Origin of the sequence: Mesorhizobium sp. M0088, from assembly GCF_040322895.1 — a bacterium.
Taxonomy (GTDB): Bacteria; Pseudomonadota; Alphaproteobacteria; order Rhizobiales; family Rhizobiaceae; genus Mesorhizobium.
In genome coordinates this window covers 189469-205798 of sequence record NZ_JAMYUI010000010.1, presented here as the reverse complement: position 1 = coordinate 205798, position 16330 = coordinate 189469, and the positions used below count along the sequence as shown (strand labels likewise).

General features: G+C 63.3%; 12 protein-coding genes. 8 read left to right on the top strand and 4 right to left on the bottom strand.

The genetic code is table 11. From position 1 onward, the window contains the following. Positions 1–81: 81 nt before the first annotated feature. From NKJ67_RS14560 to fhuB, 5 genes are all read left to right on the top strand, one after another. Positions 82–1437: a glutamine synthetase family protein gene (locus tag NKJ67_RS14560; protein ID WP_352581751.1), complete on the top strand. Its 1356-nt coding sequence runs from the start codon at positions 82–84 to the stop codon at positions 1435–1437. A gap of 127 nt (positions 1438–1564) precedes the next feature. Then, complete coding sequence (locus NKJ67_RS14555; protein ID WP_352581750.1) at positions 1565–2449, top strand: helix-turn-helix domain-containing protein; 885 nt, start codon at positions 1565–1567, stop codon at positions 2447–2449. Positions 2450–2584: 135 nt separating this feature from the next. Continuing rightward, complete coding sequence (locus tag NKJ67_RS14550) at positions 2585–4780, top strand: TonB-dependent siderophore receptor (protein WP_352581749.1); 2196 nt, start codon at positions 2585–2587, stop codon at positions 4778–4780. Positions 4781–4814: 34 nt separating this feature from the next. Next, positions 4815–5693 carry an iron-siderophore ABC transporter substrate-binding protein gene (locus NKJ67_RS14545; protein ID WP_128288127.1) on the top strand — a complete coding sequence of 293 codons (879 nt, stop codon included), beginning with the start codon at positions 4815–4817 and terminating at the stop codon, positions 5691–5693. After that, complete coding sequence (fhuB, locus tag NKJ67_RS14540; RefSeq protein ID WP_352581748.1) at positions 5686–7692, top strand: Fe(3+)-hydroxamate ABC transporter permease FhuB; 2007 nt, start codon at positions 5686–5688, stop codon at positions 7690–7692. Before NKJ67_RS14545 ends, fhuB begins: the two co-directional genes overlap by 8 nt. Positions 7693–7728: 36 nt before the next feature. On the opposite strand, the gene cuyB is transcribed toward fhuB, so the two are convergent. From cuyB to NKJ67_RS14520, 4 genes are all read right to left on the bottom strand, one after another. Beyond that, positions 7729–8526: a cysteate racemase gene (cuyB, locus tag NKJ67_RS14535; RefSeq protein ID WP_128288128.1), complete on the bottom strand. Its 798-nt coding sequence runs from the start codon at positions 8524–8526 to the stop codon at positions 7729–7731. Further along, positions 8523–9884 carry a dicarboxylate/amino acid:cation symporter gene (locus NKJ67_RS14530; protein ID WP_352581747.1) on the bottom strand — a complete coding sequence of 454 codons (1362 nt, stop codon included), beginning with the start codon at positions 9882–9884 and terminating at the stop codon, positions 8523–8525. The genes cuyB and NKJ67_RS14530 overlap by 4 nt, the downstream gene beginning before the upstream one ends. 1 nt (position 9885) lies before the next feature. After that, entirely contained in the window at positions 9886–10725 is an 840-nt protein-coding gene (locus tag NKJ67_RS14525) for a substrate-binding periplasmic protein (RefSeq protein WP_256747261.1), read from the bottom strand. A gap of 184 nt (positions 10726–10909) precedes the next feature. Further along, positions 10910–11602, bottom strand: a complete 693-nt coding sequence (locus NKJ67_RS14520; protein WP_352581746.1) for an SDR family NAD(P)-dependent oxidoreductase — start codon at positions 11600–11602, stop codon at positions 10910–10912. A gap of 369 nt (positions 11603–11971) precedes the next feature. Here NKJ67_RS14520 and NKJ67_RS14515 point away from each other — a divergent pair, with 369 nt between their 5' ends. The 3 genes from NKJ67_RS14515 to NKJ67_RS14505 all read left to right on the top strand — a co-directional run bounded on the left by NKJ67_RS14515 (position 11972) and on the right by NKJ67_RS14505 (position 16266). Beyond that, a complete protein-coding gene (locus NKJ67_RS14515; protein WP_352581745.1) occupies positions 11972–13087 on the top strand; it encodes an anhydro-N-acetylmuramic acid kinase in 1116 nt (371 codons plus the stop codon). 372 nt (positions 13088–13459) lie between these two features. Next, positions 13460–14464, top strand: coding sequence for a phosphate ABC transporter substrate-binding protein PstS (gene pstS, locus NKJ67_RS14510; protein ID WP_352581744.1), 1005 nt, complete (start codon positions 13460–13462; stop codon positions 14462–14464). A gap of 77 nt (positions 14465–14541) precedes the next feature. Beyond that, a complete protein-coding gene (locus NKJ67_RS14505) occupies positions 14542–16266 on the top strand; it encodes a Na/Pi cotransporter family protein (protein ID WP_352581743.1) in 1725 nt (574 codons plus the stop codon). Positions 16267–16330: the final 64 nt, after the last annotated feature.

Genomic DNA, 16330 nt, shown 5'->3' with positions numbered 1-16330 from the left:
TCCTAAAACTCACAAGCTATTTTTATCAGGGACAGTGCAGCCGGTCAGGTTGCGGCACCTTCGAAAACCAGAGGTCATAAATTGAGCGATGCAATTGCGGACGTTTTGAACTGGCTTGAAAGCAGGACCGACATCCAGAGCCTGAGAGCCGCGGTGTGCGACCTCAACGGCATCATGCGCGGCAAGCGCATTCCCGTCGAGCAGGCAAGAAAGGCGCTGGAAGGCAAGCTGCGCATGCCTTTTTCGCTGATCGGGCTCGATGTGTGGGGCGAGGACATCGAAGGCAACACGCTGGTATTCTCGACCGGCGATGCCGACGGACTGTGCCAGTGGACGGGGCGCGGCATTCTGCCGGTGGCCTGGACGGCGCATCCGACAGCGCTTGTCCCGCTCTGGCTGGCCGACGAAAGCGGCGCGCCCTATCTCGGCGACCCGCGACGGGCGCTGGCCCGCATCCTCGATCGCTACAAGGCCTTGGGCCTGACCCCGGTCGCGGCAACGGAACTCGAATTCTACCTCGTCGATCCGCAATCGCAACGGCCGGTCGGACCGGTCTCGCCGGTGACCGGACGCCGTCTCGATTCCGACGCGGCGCTGTCGATCGACGAGATCGACGACTTCGAATCCTTCATCCATGACGTCTACGAGGCCTGCCGGACGCAAGGCATTCCCGTCGACACGGCCATCGCCGAAAACGGCGTCGGTCAGTTCGAAATCAATCTGAACCATGTCGCGGACGCCTTGCGGGCGGCTGACGATGCGGTGCTGTTCAAGCGCACGGTGAAGGGCATTGCCCGCAAGCACGGCTTTGCCGCCTGCTTCATGGCTAAGCCCTATGGCGACCGCGCAGGCAACGGCTTTCACGTTCATTTCAGCCTGATCGACGGCGAAGGGCGCAACGTCTTCGATGACGGCACCGACCAGGGTTCTGAGACCATGCGCCATGCGGTCGGCGGCCTGCTTGCGGCAATGGCCGAAAGCACGCTGGTGTTCGCGCCGCACTTCAACTCCTACCGCAGGCTGCGCCCGAGATCCTACGCGCCGACCGCAGTCGCCTGGGGTTATGAGAACCGTATGGTGGCGATCCGCATTCCCGGCGGGCCAACCGGTGCGCGCCGCATCGAGCATCGCGTTTCGGGAGCCGACGCCAATCCCTATCTGGTGCTAGCGGCCATATTGGGCGCCGCACTGACGGGCATTGAAAGACAAATATCGCCAGGCGATCCGATCGGCACCGACGGCCAGGGACTCCCGCCGGCAAAGCTGCCGCCGGACTGGGCATCCGCGATCGCCGCCTTCGAGAGCGGGACGCATGTGGCGGAGATTTTTCCAGCCATCCTGCGCGACTCCTTCGTTGCCTGTAAACGCCAGGAATTGAACACGTTCGCGCTCAATGTCAGCGATTTCGAAATCGAGACATACCTCGAAAGTGTTTGAGGCCTGACGGCCCCAGCGGCATTGGTTCCGGCCGATTTTTCGAGCAGCCGCAAAGCACTTGCGGTGGGGTCGCTAACCGGGCATAAACATGATGGTTTTTATCATGTTATGGTTGGGATCACAGGACTTGACCTTCGTTGCGCGCATGGAAAGCCGGATTGAGGGCTTTTCAGTCATTGGCGATCTGAAATGGCATGTCTGGGACGGCGTGGTCGCCGACCTCTGGGATGTCTCATGCGGTGACAAGGCCGAAGGCTATTACGTCTCTCCCGACCCCCGGCTGTTCGTCGCGCTCGATGTGGATGGCGACGGCGCTTTCTTCGTCGAAGGCGCCAAGGGCGAATTGCGCCGCCACGACCAGGCTTTTTCCATGGCCTACATACCGGCCGGCGTGCCGATCCGCGGCCGGGTCGAGGGGCTACGGCGGATCCGGCATCTCGACCTGCATTTCGACGCCGCAGCGCTGACGCGCCGCTTCGGCCGCAGCCTTGACCACGAGGCCTTGCGGATGTCGCGCTTCCAGTTTCGCGACGACCGGATCGCCATGCTTGCCGGCATGATTGCCGCCGAATGCGTCAACGACCGGCCTCTGCATGATCTCTATGGCGAGGGCTTGCTCAATGCCTTGTTCGCAAGCCTGTTCCAGATAGACCAGCCTGATACCGCCAGGCGACGGTCGCCGCTCTCGCGCCGCAAGCTGCGCCTCGTCACCGACTACATCGACGCGCATTGCCTGGACAGGATCCGGCTTGCCGATCTCGCCGCGCTGACCGGCCTGTCCGAAACCGCGATGAGCCATGCCTTCAAGGCGGCGACGGGCGTGCCGCCGCATCGCTGGCAAATGCAGGCGCGGGTCGACAGGGCCAAGGCGATGATGGCGCGCGACGCCGCTTCACTTGGCGACATCGCCGAGGCAACGGGGTTTTTCGACCAGGCTCATCTGACGCGTGTGTTCAAGTCGATTGTCGGATTGACGCCCGGCGCCTGGATGAGGAGCACCAGTCGCCAGTGACATTTCCGCAACATCACACCGTGATGTCCCTCGTTTGGACAAGAATGGACAAACTGCCCAATTCCGTCCAATGACCCGCAGATAAGTTGAGATAAATGATCAAGTATCTAATGTCGACAGGCGGGGACTTTCCTGATGAGCAGAACTTACCGGATGAAGGCGCTTCTGGCGGCCAGCGTCGCCGCAGCCGCGATGATCCCGCCAATGGCCGCGTTCGCGCAGTCGGTGCAAACCAGCACCCAGCTTGAACCGGTGGTGGTCGAGGGCGAGGCCGGCGACGGCGCGGCCGGACCGGTTAAAGGCGTCGTCGCCAAAAAAAGCAGGACCGGCTCCAAGACGGCGACCGACATCAAGGACATCCCGCAATCCGTGTCGGTGGTCGGCCGTCAAGAAATCGACGACCAGGGCGCGCAGAAGGCTGATGAGGCCTTGCGCTATACGGCCGGCGTCTTCGCGCAGCCCTTCGGCCCCGACAGCGACACCAACTGGCTGTACATCCGTGGTTTCCAGGCGACGGCCACCGGCACCTACATGGATGGGCTGCAGCTGTTCAGCTACGGCTTCGGCGGCTTCTACGTAGACAGTTTCGGGCTTGAGCGCATTGAGGTGCTGAAGGGACCGGCCTCCGTACTCTACGGCGGCAGTAATCCCGGTGGCCTGGTCAACTATGTCAGCAAGCGGCCGGACTTCGAACGCACGCGCTATGTCGAGACCGGCGTCAACGACGCAGGCAATGTCTATCTCGGCTTCGACATTGGCGACGTGGCCAAGGATGGCGCGGTCAGCTACCGGATGACGGGCAAGGTCGCCGGCGGCGATACCTACAGCGACCTGCAAAATGGCTGGCGCGGCTTCATCTCGCCAAGTATTACGTGGAAGCCGGACGAAGCAACCACGCTGACCATCCTGGCCAATTACAGCCACATCGACGAAAACCACAATGGCGGCAGCTTCCTGCCCTATAGCGGGACGGTGACGGACCACATTGTGGACGGCGTGAATTATGGCCGCATCGACCCGGATGCGAATTTCACCGAGCCGAGCGTCGATCTCTACAAGCGGGAACAGGGCTCGATAGGCTACGAGTTCGAACACACATTCGACAATGACTGGACGGTGCGCTCCAACACTCGATTTAGTGCCGCTTCCATCAACGAAGTCAGCGTCTATCCCAACGGCTGGTCCCGAGATACGAATCCTGCAGCGAGCCCCACTGCGCTGGATCGCATCAATTTCGACCATGACACCGACGCGATGACATTCCTGTCGGACCTGCAGATCGAGGGCAAGGTGGAGACCGGGCCAGTCGAACACACGCTGCTGGCCGGCATCGACTACAAATATTACAACATCGACCAGGTGCAGTCGTCGGCGGAATTTGGGCTTACTCCGCCAATCGACGCGTTCGACCCCGTCTACGGTTCGCCGCTGACGCCCCGCGTCAGCTATCTGAACCAGGACCTGACGCAGAAGCAGCTCGGCTTCTATGCCCAGGACCAGTTGCGCTTCGGCGATGGCTGGCTGGTGACGCTGAACGGCCGCTACGACCGTGGCTGGCTCGACGCCGACAATCGTCCGACCTACTACAGCAGCAGCTCCAGTTCACAGAGCCAGACTGTCGGAGATTTCTCCGGGCGAGCAGGACTGGCCTACGAATTTGACAACGGCGTTACCCCCTATGCCAGCATCGCCACCTTCTTCAACCCGATCATCGGCACCGACGCATTGGGCAATCTGTTCAAGCCGGAAGAAGGCACGCAATACGAAGTCGGCGTGAAATACGTACCGACCTTTGTCGATGGCCTGTTCACCCTGTCGCTGTTTGACCTGACGCGCCAGAACGTCCCTTCCAATGTCACTCTGTTCACGCAGATGCAGACCGGTGAAGTGCGCTCTCGCGGTGTTGAACTCGAAGGCAAAGTGAACGTGACCGACGATTTCCGGGTCACGGGTGCATTCACGGCCTACGACATCGACATCACCAAGGACGCCAACCCGGCGCTCATCGGCAAGACACCCTTCATCGTCCCCGAGATTATGGCTTCCGCGTCGATCGACTACACGTTCCGTGGCGATTGGTATGACGGCATCTCGGTCGGCGGTGGCCTGCGTTATGTTGGCTCTTCGTGGGCCGACAATGAGAACACGGCCAAAGTGCCGGCGGTCACGCTGGCCGATCTGAAACTCGGCTACGAGAAGGAGAATTGGGGGATCGATCTCAACATCACCAACCTCTTCGACAAGACCTATGTGTCGAGCTGCCAGACGACGCTGACCTGTTCCTATGGCGAAGGCCGCTCGTTCAAGCTGAAGGCGCATACGACTTGGTAGTCGACTTGGTTACAGCTTGCCAAACAAGCCAGTGATGATCCATCTGCCCAACAGACGGCAGGTGCTTGCGCTGGCGGCCGCGGCATTGCTGCCACCGGTCGCCGCCAGGGCGGCGGCGATGCGGGTTGCCGCGATCGACTGGGGCATGCTGGAGACGTCGCTGGCACTCGGCATCGAGCCGGTGGCGGCGACCGAACTGATCCAGTTCCGCAAGATCGCGGTCGAGCCGAGAGTGCCCCAATCGGTGACCGATCTCGGGCTGCGCGGCGCGCCCAATTACGAGCTGCTGCGCATCGTCGCGCCTGATGTCATCGTGATCTCCAATTTCTACGAATACCAGCGCCCGATGCTCGAACGTATCGCGCCGGTGTTTGCGCAAACGGTCTACGAGGCCGGCGTGCCGCCTTATGTGCTCGCCGAGGCAGCGACACTGGCCCTGGGCGAAAAGCTGGGACGGCAGGCCGAGGCGGAGCGCTACGCCGATGAGACCGCTGATGAAATCGCGCGGCTGCGCGGCACCTTGCCGCGCGCTTCCGGGCGCCCGGTCTTCGTCATCAGCCTAGGCGATAGCAGGCATTTTCGCGCCTTTGGCCGCGACTCCATGTTCGGCGATGTGCTGACGCGTCTCGGCCTGGTCAATGCATGGACCGACGAGACGAGCTACAGCGCGGCGGCACCCGTCGGACTGGAGGCGCTGGCGCGCGTGCCCGAGGCGTCGATCCTGATCGTTTCGCCACTGCCGGCGGATGTCGGGCGTTCGCTTCCGACAAATGCCTTGTGGAACGCTCTGCCGGCGGTGCGTCAGAACCGCGTTGCCGTCCTGGAGCCGGTCAACCACTTTGGCTGCCTGCCATCGGCACGCCGCTTCGCGCGTCTGGCGACGGCCGCCCTTGCCGGGCAGGCCCATGGCTGAGCGCACTAAAAGCGATCACGCCGCGACGAGTGCCGCGCTGTTGCCAATCGCCCTGTGGGGCCTCCTCGCGGCTGTGGCAGCGCTCCTGTTCGCATGGCGGGTCGGCATGCAGTGGCCGGCCGCGCCGCCGGGCGACGGCATTGATCTCGATCGTGTCATCCTGCTCTACAGCACGTTGCCGCGCGCCGCCGTGGCGGTGCTGGCCGGCGCCGTGCTCGGCCTGTCCGGCCTGCTGTTGCAGCATGTGCTGCGCAACCCGCTGGCCGAACCGTCGACGCTCGGTATTTCGGCTGGTGCGCAACTGGCCATGACGATCGCCTCGCTTTACGCACCGCTGCTGATGGAGCGGTCGCAGGGCCTGGTCGCCTTCGCCGGTGGCATCGCCGCGGTGCTGCTGGTGCTGGCATTGACCTGGCGGCGCGGGCTGGAGCCGGTGTCGGTCATGCTCGCCGGGATGATGGTGGCGCTGACCGCCAGTTCCGTCAGCGCAGCGCTGATCCTCGCCAATGGTGATTACCTGTTTTCGCTGTTCATCTGGGGCGGCGGATCGCTGGTCCAGCAGGACTGGGAGCCGACCATCGCGCTGACGGTCAGGCTGGTGGCCGGCGCGGTTGCCGCATTGATGCTGCTGCGGCCGCTGACCATTCTTGGTCTCGACGATGCCTCGGCACGCGGCCTGGGCGTCGCCCGTCACTCAAGCCGCTTTCTCATCATCGCGCTTGCCGTGTGGATGGCGACGTCAGTTGCGGCAGAGGTTGGCGTCATCGGGTTCGTTGGTCTTGCAGCGCCGGCGCTGGCCACGCTTTCGGGCGCCCGCACACTGCGCCAAAAACTGATCACCGCGCCGCTGATCGGCGCCGTGCTGCTGTGGCTGACGGACGGGCTGGTACAGCTGGCCGCCGGTTCCGGTGGCGAACGCATTCCGACCGGCGCCGGCACCGCCCTGCTCGGCGGTCCGCTGCTGCTGTGGCTGTTGCCGCGGCTGCGCCTTCTCGAATGGCCGCATCTCGGCTCCAAGGGGGCAGCACCGCGCAAGGCCAGCCGGCCCCGGCTCATCATCCTGCTTCTGTTTGGGCTGGCGCTTGTCGCTGCCATCGTGGCGCTTGTCGTCGGGCGCGGCCCGGACGGCTGGTCTATTGCTGGGGGAGACCTGTTAACCGATCTCGCCGCGTGGCGTGCGCCGCGGATCGGCGTGGCGGCCGCCGCCGGCGCCATGCTCGCGGCCGCCGGCGTCGTCATCCAGCGGGTCACCGGCAACCCGCTGGCAAGCCCCGAAGTGCTTGGCATCGGCACCGGCGCCGGTGCCGGCCTGACAGCCGTGCTGATGGTCAGCGCCACGGCCGATCTCGGCTGGCAGCTCGCCGGCTCAGCCCTGGGCTCACTGGTGGCCTTGATTGCCATGCTGGCCCTTGCCGCACGAGCAAAGTTCGGTGCCGAGCGGCTGCTGCTTGCCGGGATCGCCATGAGCGCGCTGTGCAGCGCTGCGATCACCGCGACGATCGCCATGGGCAACGCGCAGTCCTACATTCTGTTGCGCTGGCTGAGCGGCTCGACCGGCCAGGCGTCGGCGCTCGATGCAGGGCTAGCACTCGCCTGTCTGTTGCCGCTGACGCTGCCGCTGTTCCTCGCCGCGCGCTGGCTGGACATCCTGCCGCTCGGGTCCGACAGCGCACGCGGGCTGGGCGTGCCGGTCGCCGGCGGACGATTGATGCTGATCGTCGTTGCCGCGCTGCTGACCGCGCTGGCCGCCATGGTCGTCGGACCGTTGAGCTTCGTCGGCCTGATCGCGCCACACCTTGCCCGTCTGGTCGGCTTTTCCCGCGCCCGCGTCCATCTCGCCGGAGCGATGCTTCTGGGCGCCCTGCTGATGATCGTCTCGGACTGGCTGTCGCGCATGGCGGCCTTTCCCTACGAACTGCCCGCCGGCCTGTTCGCTTCGCTGCTTGGCGGGCCGTATCTCGTCTACCTGCTTGCCAAGGGCGTGCCGCGCCAGGGCTGACGGGTTCCGAAATGCTATGAGGTTCTATCCATAGGGCTAGGCCAGTGCGGCCAAGCTGGCGCGCATCGATCGGTCATGTTCCGGCAGCCGCGATACGGTCGGCAGGCCGCGGGCTTCCTGGGCACCGAAGCCCAGCCGTGTCAGACAGGCTCGCGCCAAGGCCGCATTGCTGTCGATGACGACCAATCCATTGATATCGTTGAGGCTGGCGGCCACCACCGACAGTTCGGTGCAGCCGAGGAGGGCTGCATCGGCGCCGGCCGCTTGCGCGATGTCGAGCGCGCGCTCGGTTTCAACCGCCGCATCCGCGATCGAACCCGCCTTGACGAGGCTGATCGCGCTGTCGACGCAGGCCTGAAACTCGGTGTTCGCGGGAAGGCAGAGCTCAAATCCCGCTGCCGACATCCTGTCCTGATAGAAGCCGGAGACCAGCGTGCCTTGGGTGGCGAGAACAGCAACCCGGCCCTGATCCAGGCTGCGACGCGTCTCCGTCACCACAGCATCTCCGATATGGATGATTTCCGCGCGCGAATTCGCCGCCAGTTGGCCGTACCAATGGTGGGCGGTGTTGCACGGCATCGCGATGCGGGCGACGCCGAGCGCATTGAGCGTCGCGACCGCGGCTTTCAAAGGCGCCAGCGGCCCGTCATGGCCGGCAAGGATCGCTTCGGTCCTGTCGGGCAGCTGCGGGACACTGAGGATCACGGCAGGCACATGTTCGTTGTCTCTGAGCGCCTGGGTCATCCGGGTCAGCTTGAAGTAGAAATCAGCCGAAGCAAGCGGCCCAAGACCGCCGATAATGCCGAGCTGGGGACGGATGCTGTCGTCGATCATCTGACAGGCTCGGCTTCGAGCTGGTCCGAGGCGGCGTCAGGCTGCGTCGTCTCCCTGTGGCTGGGAGCGATCATTGCCGTGCTCGCCGCGACGGTGCAAACGCTGGCCAGCGTCATGAACGTGTCGACGGCTGCATCCACCGCGACGAACAGGACGAACGCCGCCTCGAAGGGAAGCTTCAGGTAGCCGCAGACGATGGACATCTGGGACAGGATGAGCAGGCTGCCCATACCGCCGGTGGTGAGCGCGAGAAGCGCTGAGATGATGCCGACGAGCACGAGGTCCGAGACTGCAAGCTGGTGGCCGTAAAGCTGGGCGATGAACAGCGCACCCGAGGTGTAGAGCAGCGCTGGGCCTGTACGCAGCAATGCCGCCTGCAGCGGCACGAGCAGTTCGACCACCACCAGGCTGAACCGCAGGCGCTCGCTCAACAGGTTGATGACCCATGGCAGCGAAGCGACCGTAGAGCGTGTGGTGATGGCCACCATGAGAAGCGGCTGGCAGGTCTTGATCGTGGTCCAGTAGCTTCGTCGCGACCGGATGGCGATAATGGCAAAGGCCCCGGCAACGAATATGAGGCAGGAAAGACCCATAACCAGCAGGTAACCGCCCATCAGCGTGAGCGGCTTGGTTCCGGTCGACGCGGTCTGGTCCGCGATCAGGATGAAAGTTGCAAAGGGCAACCCCCAGATGAACCAGTTGGTGAGCACCGTGCAGGCCCGGTAGACCGCGTTGAGCGCCTGGGTCAGGCTCATGGACGAAGGCTGGGGAATCTTTCCCATCGCGAGCCCAAAAAGCAGGCAGAACAGCAAAACCTGGATGGTCTGGCCCGAGGCCAGCGCGTTGAAGACGTTGTTCGGCACCAGGTCGAGCAGGATCGAGTGCCCGCCATTGGGGTCGCCATTGGAGGGCGGCGGCTGGAACGGGAAGGCGAGATCGGTGGACACGCTGCCTTGCGAATTGATGAACTCGCCAAGCTCGATGCGCGACTGCGGATTCTCGATCTGGCCTGGCTGCAGGATCAACGACAAGGTACCGCTCACCAGCACGCTCAGGAACGATACGGCCAGCACGGCCATGCCCACCTTGCCGAGGTAGCGGACCGATTTCGGGTCCTGGACCATTGCCGTGATGGAGAAGATGACCGACGAGACCAAATAGGGCAGGACGACCATCTTGAGGAAATTCAGGTAGAGCTGTGCGACAGGGCTGATCGCATGGGCAAAGTCTGGATAGTAGAGGCCGCACATTATCCCTGCAGCAATCATCACAATCGTCGTCACCGGAGATCGCAGGATACGCCTTGCTGCGAGGCGCCAGTCGAAAGGCAGGGGTCCGGCTACCTCGGAGATGGCCATGTCAGGCTTTGCTCCCCAGGCGATAACGGGCGATGATCTCATCCGTGTTGAGAATCTGCTGACCCCGCGCGAGATCGAGATAGAGATCGACAAAGGCCGCGAGGTGCGGATTGTCGGGCCGCACGCCGACTGCGATCGTATCGACCTTGTCGGTCAGCGTGATCGAGCGCGCGACAACCGTCATCGACGGATCGTCGACCATCAGCTTCTTGATCTCGAAATCATCGCGATAGGCCATGTCGATCGTCCCGTTTCGGATCGCATCGATGATCAGATCCCAGCTTGCCAGGCGGTGGATTTGCGCATGCGGGAAGGTCGTGGCCGCATAGGTGGCGAATGAAGAGCCCTCGATCACGCCAAGATCGCCTGAGAAATCACGGACTATCTGTTCGGCCGGTTTGCCTTGCGCGATACGCGCCAGGTTGAGGCGGTTGGCGATCAGCCCTTGCCGCAGCATGGCGTAGGGGCGGGAATAGATGATCGACCGGCCGCGCTGAAGCGTCCGGCTGAGCTTGCCAATCGCCATGTCGGCCTGTCCGGAACTGACCTGACTGACGATATCGTCGAACGTTGCGGCGGATCGGTCGAATACCGGCTCGACGCCAAGCGCCGCGGCGATGCCGTGGGCCAGCTCCATGTCTATGCCATGGTCCCCCGATTCGTCGGCCGGAAAGAACGGATTGGAAGCGAAGGCCGGCATTGCGATGCGCAATGCATCGCCGCTCGCGATAGGTTGAGGGGCGTTCTCCGCCTGCTGTCCCGGAGTGCTGGCTGCGCGGGCTTGCGAGATCAGCAACCCGCCGCTCCCGGCCGCAAGCAGTGTACGACGTGTAACCGACATGCGCGTTCTCAATTAACCCGGGAAAGCTGCAACATGCACAACCCGCGTTAAACAAACGTGTATATTACACTGAGCCTTTTTATGTATTGGACAAGCAGCTTAGCGCCACAAAATATCAGCATTGCCTAATATATAGCAAAGCGGAAGGATCGCGTTGCTTCCCGCCGGGCGATCGTCTGGATTGTCAAAACGTCTCGACCCAAGGCCGTAACTCAAGCTCCGAGCTCCAGGCGCTGCGATGCTGGCGATGGACCGCGAGATAGGCCTCGGCGATGGCATCCGGCGACAGGCGGCGGTCCTGTAGGTCGGGATCGGCTGCCTGTCCGGGCGGCGCGATCTGGCCGTCGAGAATGAAATGGGCGACGTGGATGTTCTGCGGGGCGAGTTCGCGGGCCATGGACTGCGCCAGGCCGCGCAGGCCGAATTTCGGCATGGCAAAGCCGGCCGAGCCGGGAAAGCCCTTCACACTGGCAGTGGCGCCGGTGAACAGGATCGAACCGGATCCCCGGACAAGCAGCCGGCGCGCCGCCTGCTGGCCGACCAGGAAGCCGCCATAGGCGCCGACCAGCAATGCCTGTTTGACCGCTTCCGCATCGAGCTCGGCGATCGGGCCGCGTGTGCGTGCGCTGGCGTTGAACACCACGAGCGCCAGCGGGCCGGCCTTGTCGGCGGTGTCGAACAGGCTGGCGACGGACGCAGCGTCGGCAACATCCGTCTCAACGGCCAGAGCACCGGTTTCGTCGATCAGAGCGCTGAGCTTCTCGACGTTGCGAGCGGCCAGAACCACGCGAATGCCTTCGCGGGTGAGAAGGCGCGCAAGCGAGGCGCTCAGACCAGCGCCCGCGCCTGCAATAACGGCCACATCGGATGAGGTCATGATTTTTCTCTCCTTGCGGATTTCGGCGGAAGCGTTTCGCCAGATCAGGCAAGGTCGCGCCTTCGCGGCCGGCAGGCAAGAGGTGGCATCGCTGCGGTTGTTGAGCCAGACGGCCGCAAACCGGCGTTGCGCGGTCCAGTATCGCCAGTGGCGCTACGAGGATAGGTCCGCCTCGGTACCGCGACCCCCGCCTCCACAGGGGCAAGGCTTGAACCTTGCTCACCAACCGGATCCATCCGACACGTGATTTCGACAGAGGAACCGTTTTGCTTCGTCAAGCGGTCGGCGACCTCATTAATGGGACTGGAGCATGGTCCCGAAAAGTGGGAAACGGTTTCCGGAAAGATCATGTTCGATAAGGAAACGATTATGGAACCAATCTGGGCCGTCGGCCTGATGACCGGCACGGTGCTGGACGGCAACATCGACGTCGCGCTGATCAAGACCGACGGCGAACGTATCGAGGATTTCGGCACCTACCGGCTGATGCCCTATCCTCCGTCGATCCGCTCCCTGCTGGAAGAGACGCTGACGGAGGCGCGGGCGTGGAACTTTGTCGGGCCGGAGCCGGCGATCTTCCACACTGCGGAGGAAGCCCTGACGCGTGCCCAGTCAGCAGCCGTCAAGGAATTGGTCGAAGGCTATGGCATGACGATGGCCGATATCGGCGTCGTCGGTTTTCACGGCCAGACCGTTCTGCATCGCGCGCCGCAGGTTGGACGGCTGGGCCAGACAAGGCAACTCGGCGATGGTGAGCTGATGCATACCATATTGGGTACCAAGGTCGCTTACGATTTCCGCTCGGCCGACATGCGCGCCGGGGGGCAAGGCGCGCCGCTGGCCGCGGTCTATCACACGGCGTTGATGCGCGGCGCCGGCGCCAATGGCGAGGTGGCCGTACTCAATCTCGGCGGCGTCGCCAACATCACCTGGTGGGATGGCATCGACAATGTCGTTGCCTTCGACACCGGACCGGCCAACGCACCGCTGAACGATTTCATCAAGTCGAAAGGGCTCGGCGAGATGGACCGCGACGGCGCGCTCGGCGGTGCGGGCAAGGTGGACGAGGCGCGGCTGGCCAAGCTGCTGCAGCACCCCTATCTCACCAAGCCCTATCCCAAATCGCTGGACCGTTTCGACTTCGGCGCCGCCATGGCGGACGGGCTGGATGCGGAGGATGGCGCGGCACTGCTGACCGCCTTTACCGCTGGAGCCGTCGGCAAGGCACTCGACCTCTTACCAAGCCGTCCGAAAAAACTGGTGGTCAGCGGCGGCGGCCGCCACAACCCGACCATGATGGCGATGCTGACCAGCCGTGCCGGCGTCGAAGTGGTGCAGGCCGAGAGCCTCGGCTGGAGCGGCGATGCGGTCGAGGCGGAGTGTTTTGCCTTCCTCGCGGTGCGCGTGCTGCGCGGCCTGCCAATCAGCTTTCCGAGCACGACCGGCGCACCGCGGCCGATGCAGGGCGGAAAACTCGCCGGTTAGAGCCTCTTCCATCCCGGAAGCGGGATGGTCTCTATCTCAGTGTTTGAGGATGACCTTTCCCGCCGACTTTCACGCGATGCGGCTCTCTGTTCAGGTTTTGCAGTCGAAAGGTCTTCGGAATAGTCGAGAAGCTTTTCCGCCGGGACCCACTGTCATCCAACCGTTAAGAAGAATTAATACAAGACAAGAGCGATCTTGTTTTCAGCTGACGCCTCATTTCGCGGGCGTATGGCCATTGATACGCGCCCACATAGCGGCGGCAGTATAGTTGGGATTCAATTTATGTTGTCAGCAGGTTTAGCCTTATTGCGCGGTGCACGGCCGACGATTTCGGGGGCGGCAGCTGCGCTCGCCCTTGCAATCATCGGGGCCATGATCGGATCCGCTGCGCGGGCTGAGCCCATTCGCGGTGCGGGGTCGACACTGGCCGCGCCGATCATCGGCAAGTGGGCAACGACATACAAGGCTGCACGCGCCGACGGCGGCGACTTCTTCACGCTGGACTGGACCGTCGATTATGAACCGGTCGGATCCCTTGCCGGCCTGATGCGGCTTGCGCAGCCCGAACTGGATTTCGCCGCCACGGATGTTCCCGTGCAGGCTGATGATCTCGCCAGGAACGGCCAGCAGCAATTTCCGATCGTCATGGGCGGGATCGCGGTGGTCGCCAATCTCGATGGCCTGCCGGAGCAAGGTCTGCGCCTCTCCGGCCCGGTGATCGCCGACATCTATCTGGGCAAGATAAAGTCCTGGTCCGATCCTGCGATAAGGGTGCTCAATCCCGACATAGCCCTTCCCGATCTCGCCATCAGCGTCATCCACCGGCAGGACGGTTCGGGCTCAACCTATGTCTTCACCGAGTTTCTGTCATCGACAAGCGAAGACTGGAAGACGAAGCTTGGAGCCGACACTCTGATCGACTGGCCGCTCGGGACAGGCGCGGAAGGTACGCAAGCGCTTCTTCGTGCCGTGGCTGCGAGCAAGGGGGCGATTGCCTACGCCGAATACGGCCAGGTTCTTCGCGCCGGCCTTCCCTTCGCAGCAGTTCAGAACAAATCCGGCAAGTTCGTCACGCCGGAGCCCGAGGGCGTGCAAGCAGCAGCAGCCTCGATCGTCTGGGGCGAAACGACCGACTTCTTCGCCTCGCTCGCCAATCGCAGCGGAGACGCCGCCTATCCGATCAGCACGGCGGTGTTCGCGGTCGTTCAGGTCTCGGGGCGTTCGGAACATCGCTATCGCCGCGTGCATGATCTTTTCCGGCTCGCCTTCGCGCAAGGTGCCGGCGACGCCACCGCACTCGGCTATGTGCCGCTGCCGAAAGCGCTCGTTGGCCAGATCGAACAGTATTGGGCCAGGCAATTGCCGGTTGGAAACTGACCCGAACGAAAGCTGCCTTGCGCAGCAACTGAACTTCATACCGCGTCGTCGTGGCGACTTGTTGGGGACTGCCTGAAATGGACATAGATATCTTCAAGGACATCCTCGTGCCGGTGATCGGCGGGTTGGGCATCTTCATGCTCGGTCTGGACTTCATGGCAAACGGCATCCAGGCGCTGTCGGTCAACCGGATGCGCGACTTTCTCGCCAAGGCAGCCGGCACGCCGATCAAGGGCGTGCTGGCGGGAACGCTGATCACCGGCGTCATCCAGTCGTCGACGGCGATGAGCGTCATGGTCGTCGGGCTGGTCAATGCCGGTGTCATCGCCTTGCGGCCGGCGATCAGCGTGATCATGGGCGCCAACATCGGCACCACGCTCGGCAACGGGCTGATCGCGCTGCCGCTCGGTCCGCTCGGACTGATCCTGGCCGGCGTGTTTTCGCTGGTCTATTGCTTCGCCAAAAGCGAAAAAGTGAAGAACATCGCGCTCGCCTGCATGGGTTTTGCGCTGATCTTCTACGGCCTCAATTTGATGACCGGCGGCCTGCGCCCGCTGCGCAACCTGCCCGAAGTCATGGCGCTGCTGCAGACCCTGACCGCCGACTCCTACCTCAACCTTCTCAAATGCGTGTTCATCGCCGCCGGCGTGACCGCCATGATCCACTCGTCCTCGGCGACGATCGGCATCGTCATGGGCCTTGGCGCGGCGGGCATTCTCGACTGGACGACCGCCGTCGCATTCTCGCTCGGCGCCGATCTCGGCACCACGATCACATCCTGGATGGCTTCGCTCAATCTCTCGAAGAATGCCAAGCGGACCGCCTATGCGCACATATCGTTCAACATCATCGGCGTGTGCATCACCATCCCGCTGTTCTTCGTCTCCATCCAGGTGCTGGGATGGGCCATGCAGTTCTTCGGCGGCGATCCGGCCGTTCCGGTGATCATCGACGGCAAGGAGACTTTCCCCCTGGTGCCGGTCGCAGTCGGCCTCTACTCGACCTTCTTCAACGTCTTCAACACATTGCTGCTGTTCCCGTTCATCGGTGTGTTCGAACGGGTTCTGTCACGTGTCGGCCGCACGGATGCGGAAGACGCGGAAGATTACTCGACGCCAAAGTTCCTCGACCGCAAATTGGCCAGCGATTTTGCCAAGGCTGTTCCCGCCGTGCAGCAGGAGACTGCCCGCCATCTGGAGGCCGGCGCCATGTTCCTCGACATCGCGCGCTCTTCCAAGAGCGCGCCGTCGGATCCGGGCGAGCACTATCTGGCGACCGACATCCTCAGCCGCGACATTCGTTCCTACACGGCCGCGCTGATGAAAGAGGATTTGCCTTACGAACAGCTCGATCTGATCGCCAGCCTGATCGAGGAGGCCGACTTCACGGCCGCCCTGACGGAATCGATGCACCAGGTGGCGCGCCGCGTCAGGCGCGAGAAGTTCAGCAACCCGGCGCAAGCTATCGTCGACGTCGCGCTGAGCAAGCTCGATGTCTCATTGCGCGAGATCTTGCCGACTTACGGCATCTCGCATCCGCAGATGCCGGCCGGCCATGTCGATCTGCCGGAGGTCGAGGAGTTGCGAGCCCGCACGCTGGCACTCGGGCCGAATGCGGGTGCCGCCGAACGCGGCACGATCCTGGCCCTGCTCGGGTCGATCGAGCGTGCGGAGATCCTGATCCACCGCATCGATGCCGAACGCAGATCCGTCAACCGCCAAAGCGTGCTCGCCCGTGCGTCGGCACGCAAGGAAACCAGAGCAATTCCGATGGGAGACCAAGGCCTGGTTCCGGCCGAGTAACGGTCCGCCGGACCATAACCTCAAACCTTCGTTCGGATTGCGGGTCAGGCAGGAAGACAGTCCA

Coding starts and splice junctions, on each gene's coding strand:
- cuyB (WP_128288128.1), bottom strand. CDS start 8,526: ATGATCGACGACAGCATCCGTCCCCAGCTCGGCATTATCGGCGGTCTT.
- NKJ67_RS14545 (WP_128288127.1), top strand. CDS start 4,815: ATGATCCATCTGCCCAACAGACGGCAGGTGCTTGCGCTGGCGGCCGCG.
- NKJ67_RS14525 (WP_256747261.1), bottom strand. CDS start 10,725: ATGTCGGTTACACGTCGTACACTGCTTGCGGCCGGGAGCGGCGGGTTG.
- fhuB (WP_352581748.1), top strand. CDS start 5,686: ATGGCTGAGCGCACTAAAAGCGATCACGCCGCGACGAGTGCCGCGCTG.
- NKJ67_RS14530 (WP_352581747.1), bottom strand. CDS start 9,884: ATGGCCATCTCCGAGGTAGCCGGACCCCTGCCTTTCGACTGGCGCCTC.
- NKJ67_RS14550 (WP_352581749.1), top strand. CDS start 2,585: ATGAGCAGAACTTACCGGATGAAGGCGCTTCTGGCGGCCAGCGTCGCC.
- NKJ67_RS14515 (WP_352581745.1), top strand. CDS start 11,972: ATGGAACCAATCTGGGCCGTCGGCCTGATGACCGGCACGGTGCTGGAC.
- NKJ67_RS14520 (WP_352581746.1), bottom strand. CDS start 11,602: ATGACCTCATCCGATGTGGCCGTTATTGCAGGCGCGGGCGCTGGTCTG.
- NKJ67_RS14505 (WP_352581743.1), top strand. CDS start 14,542: ATGGACATAGATATCTTCAAGGACATCCTCGTGCCGGTGATCGGCGGG.
- pstS (WP_352581744.1), top strand. CDS start 13,460: ATGATCGGATCCGCTGCGCGGGCTGAGCCCATTCGCGGTGCGGGGTCG.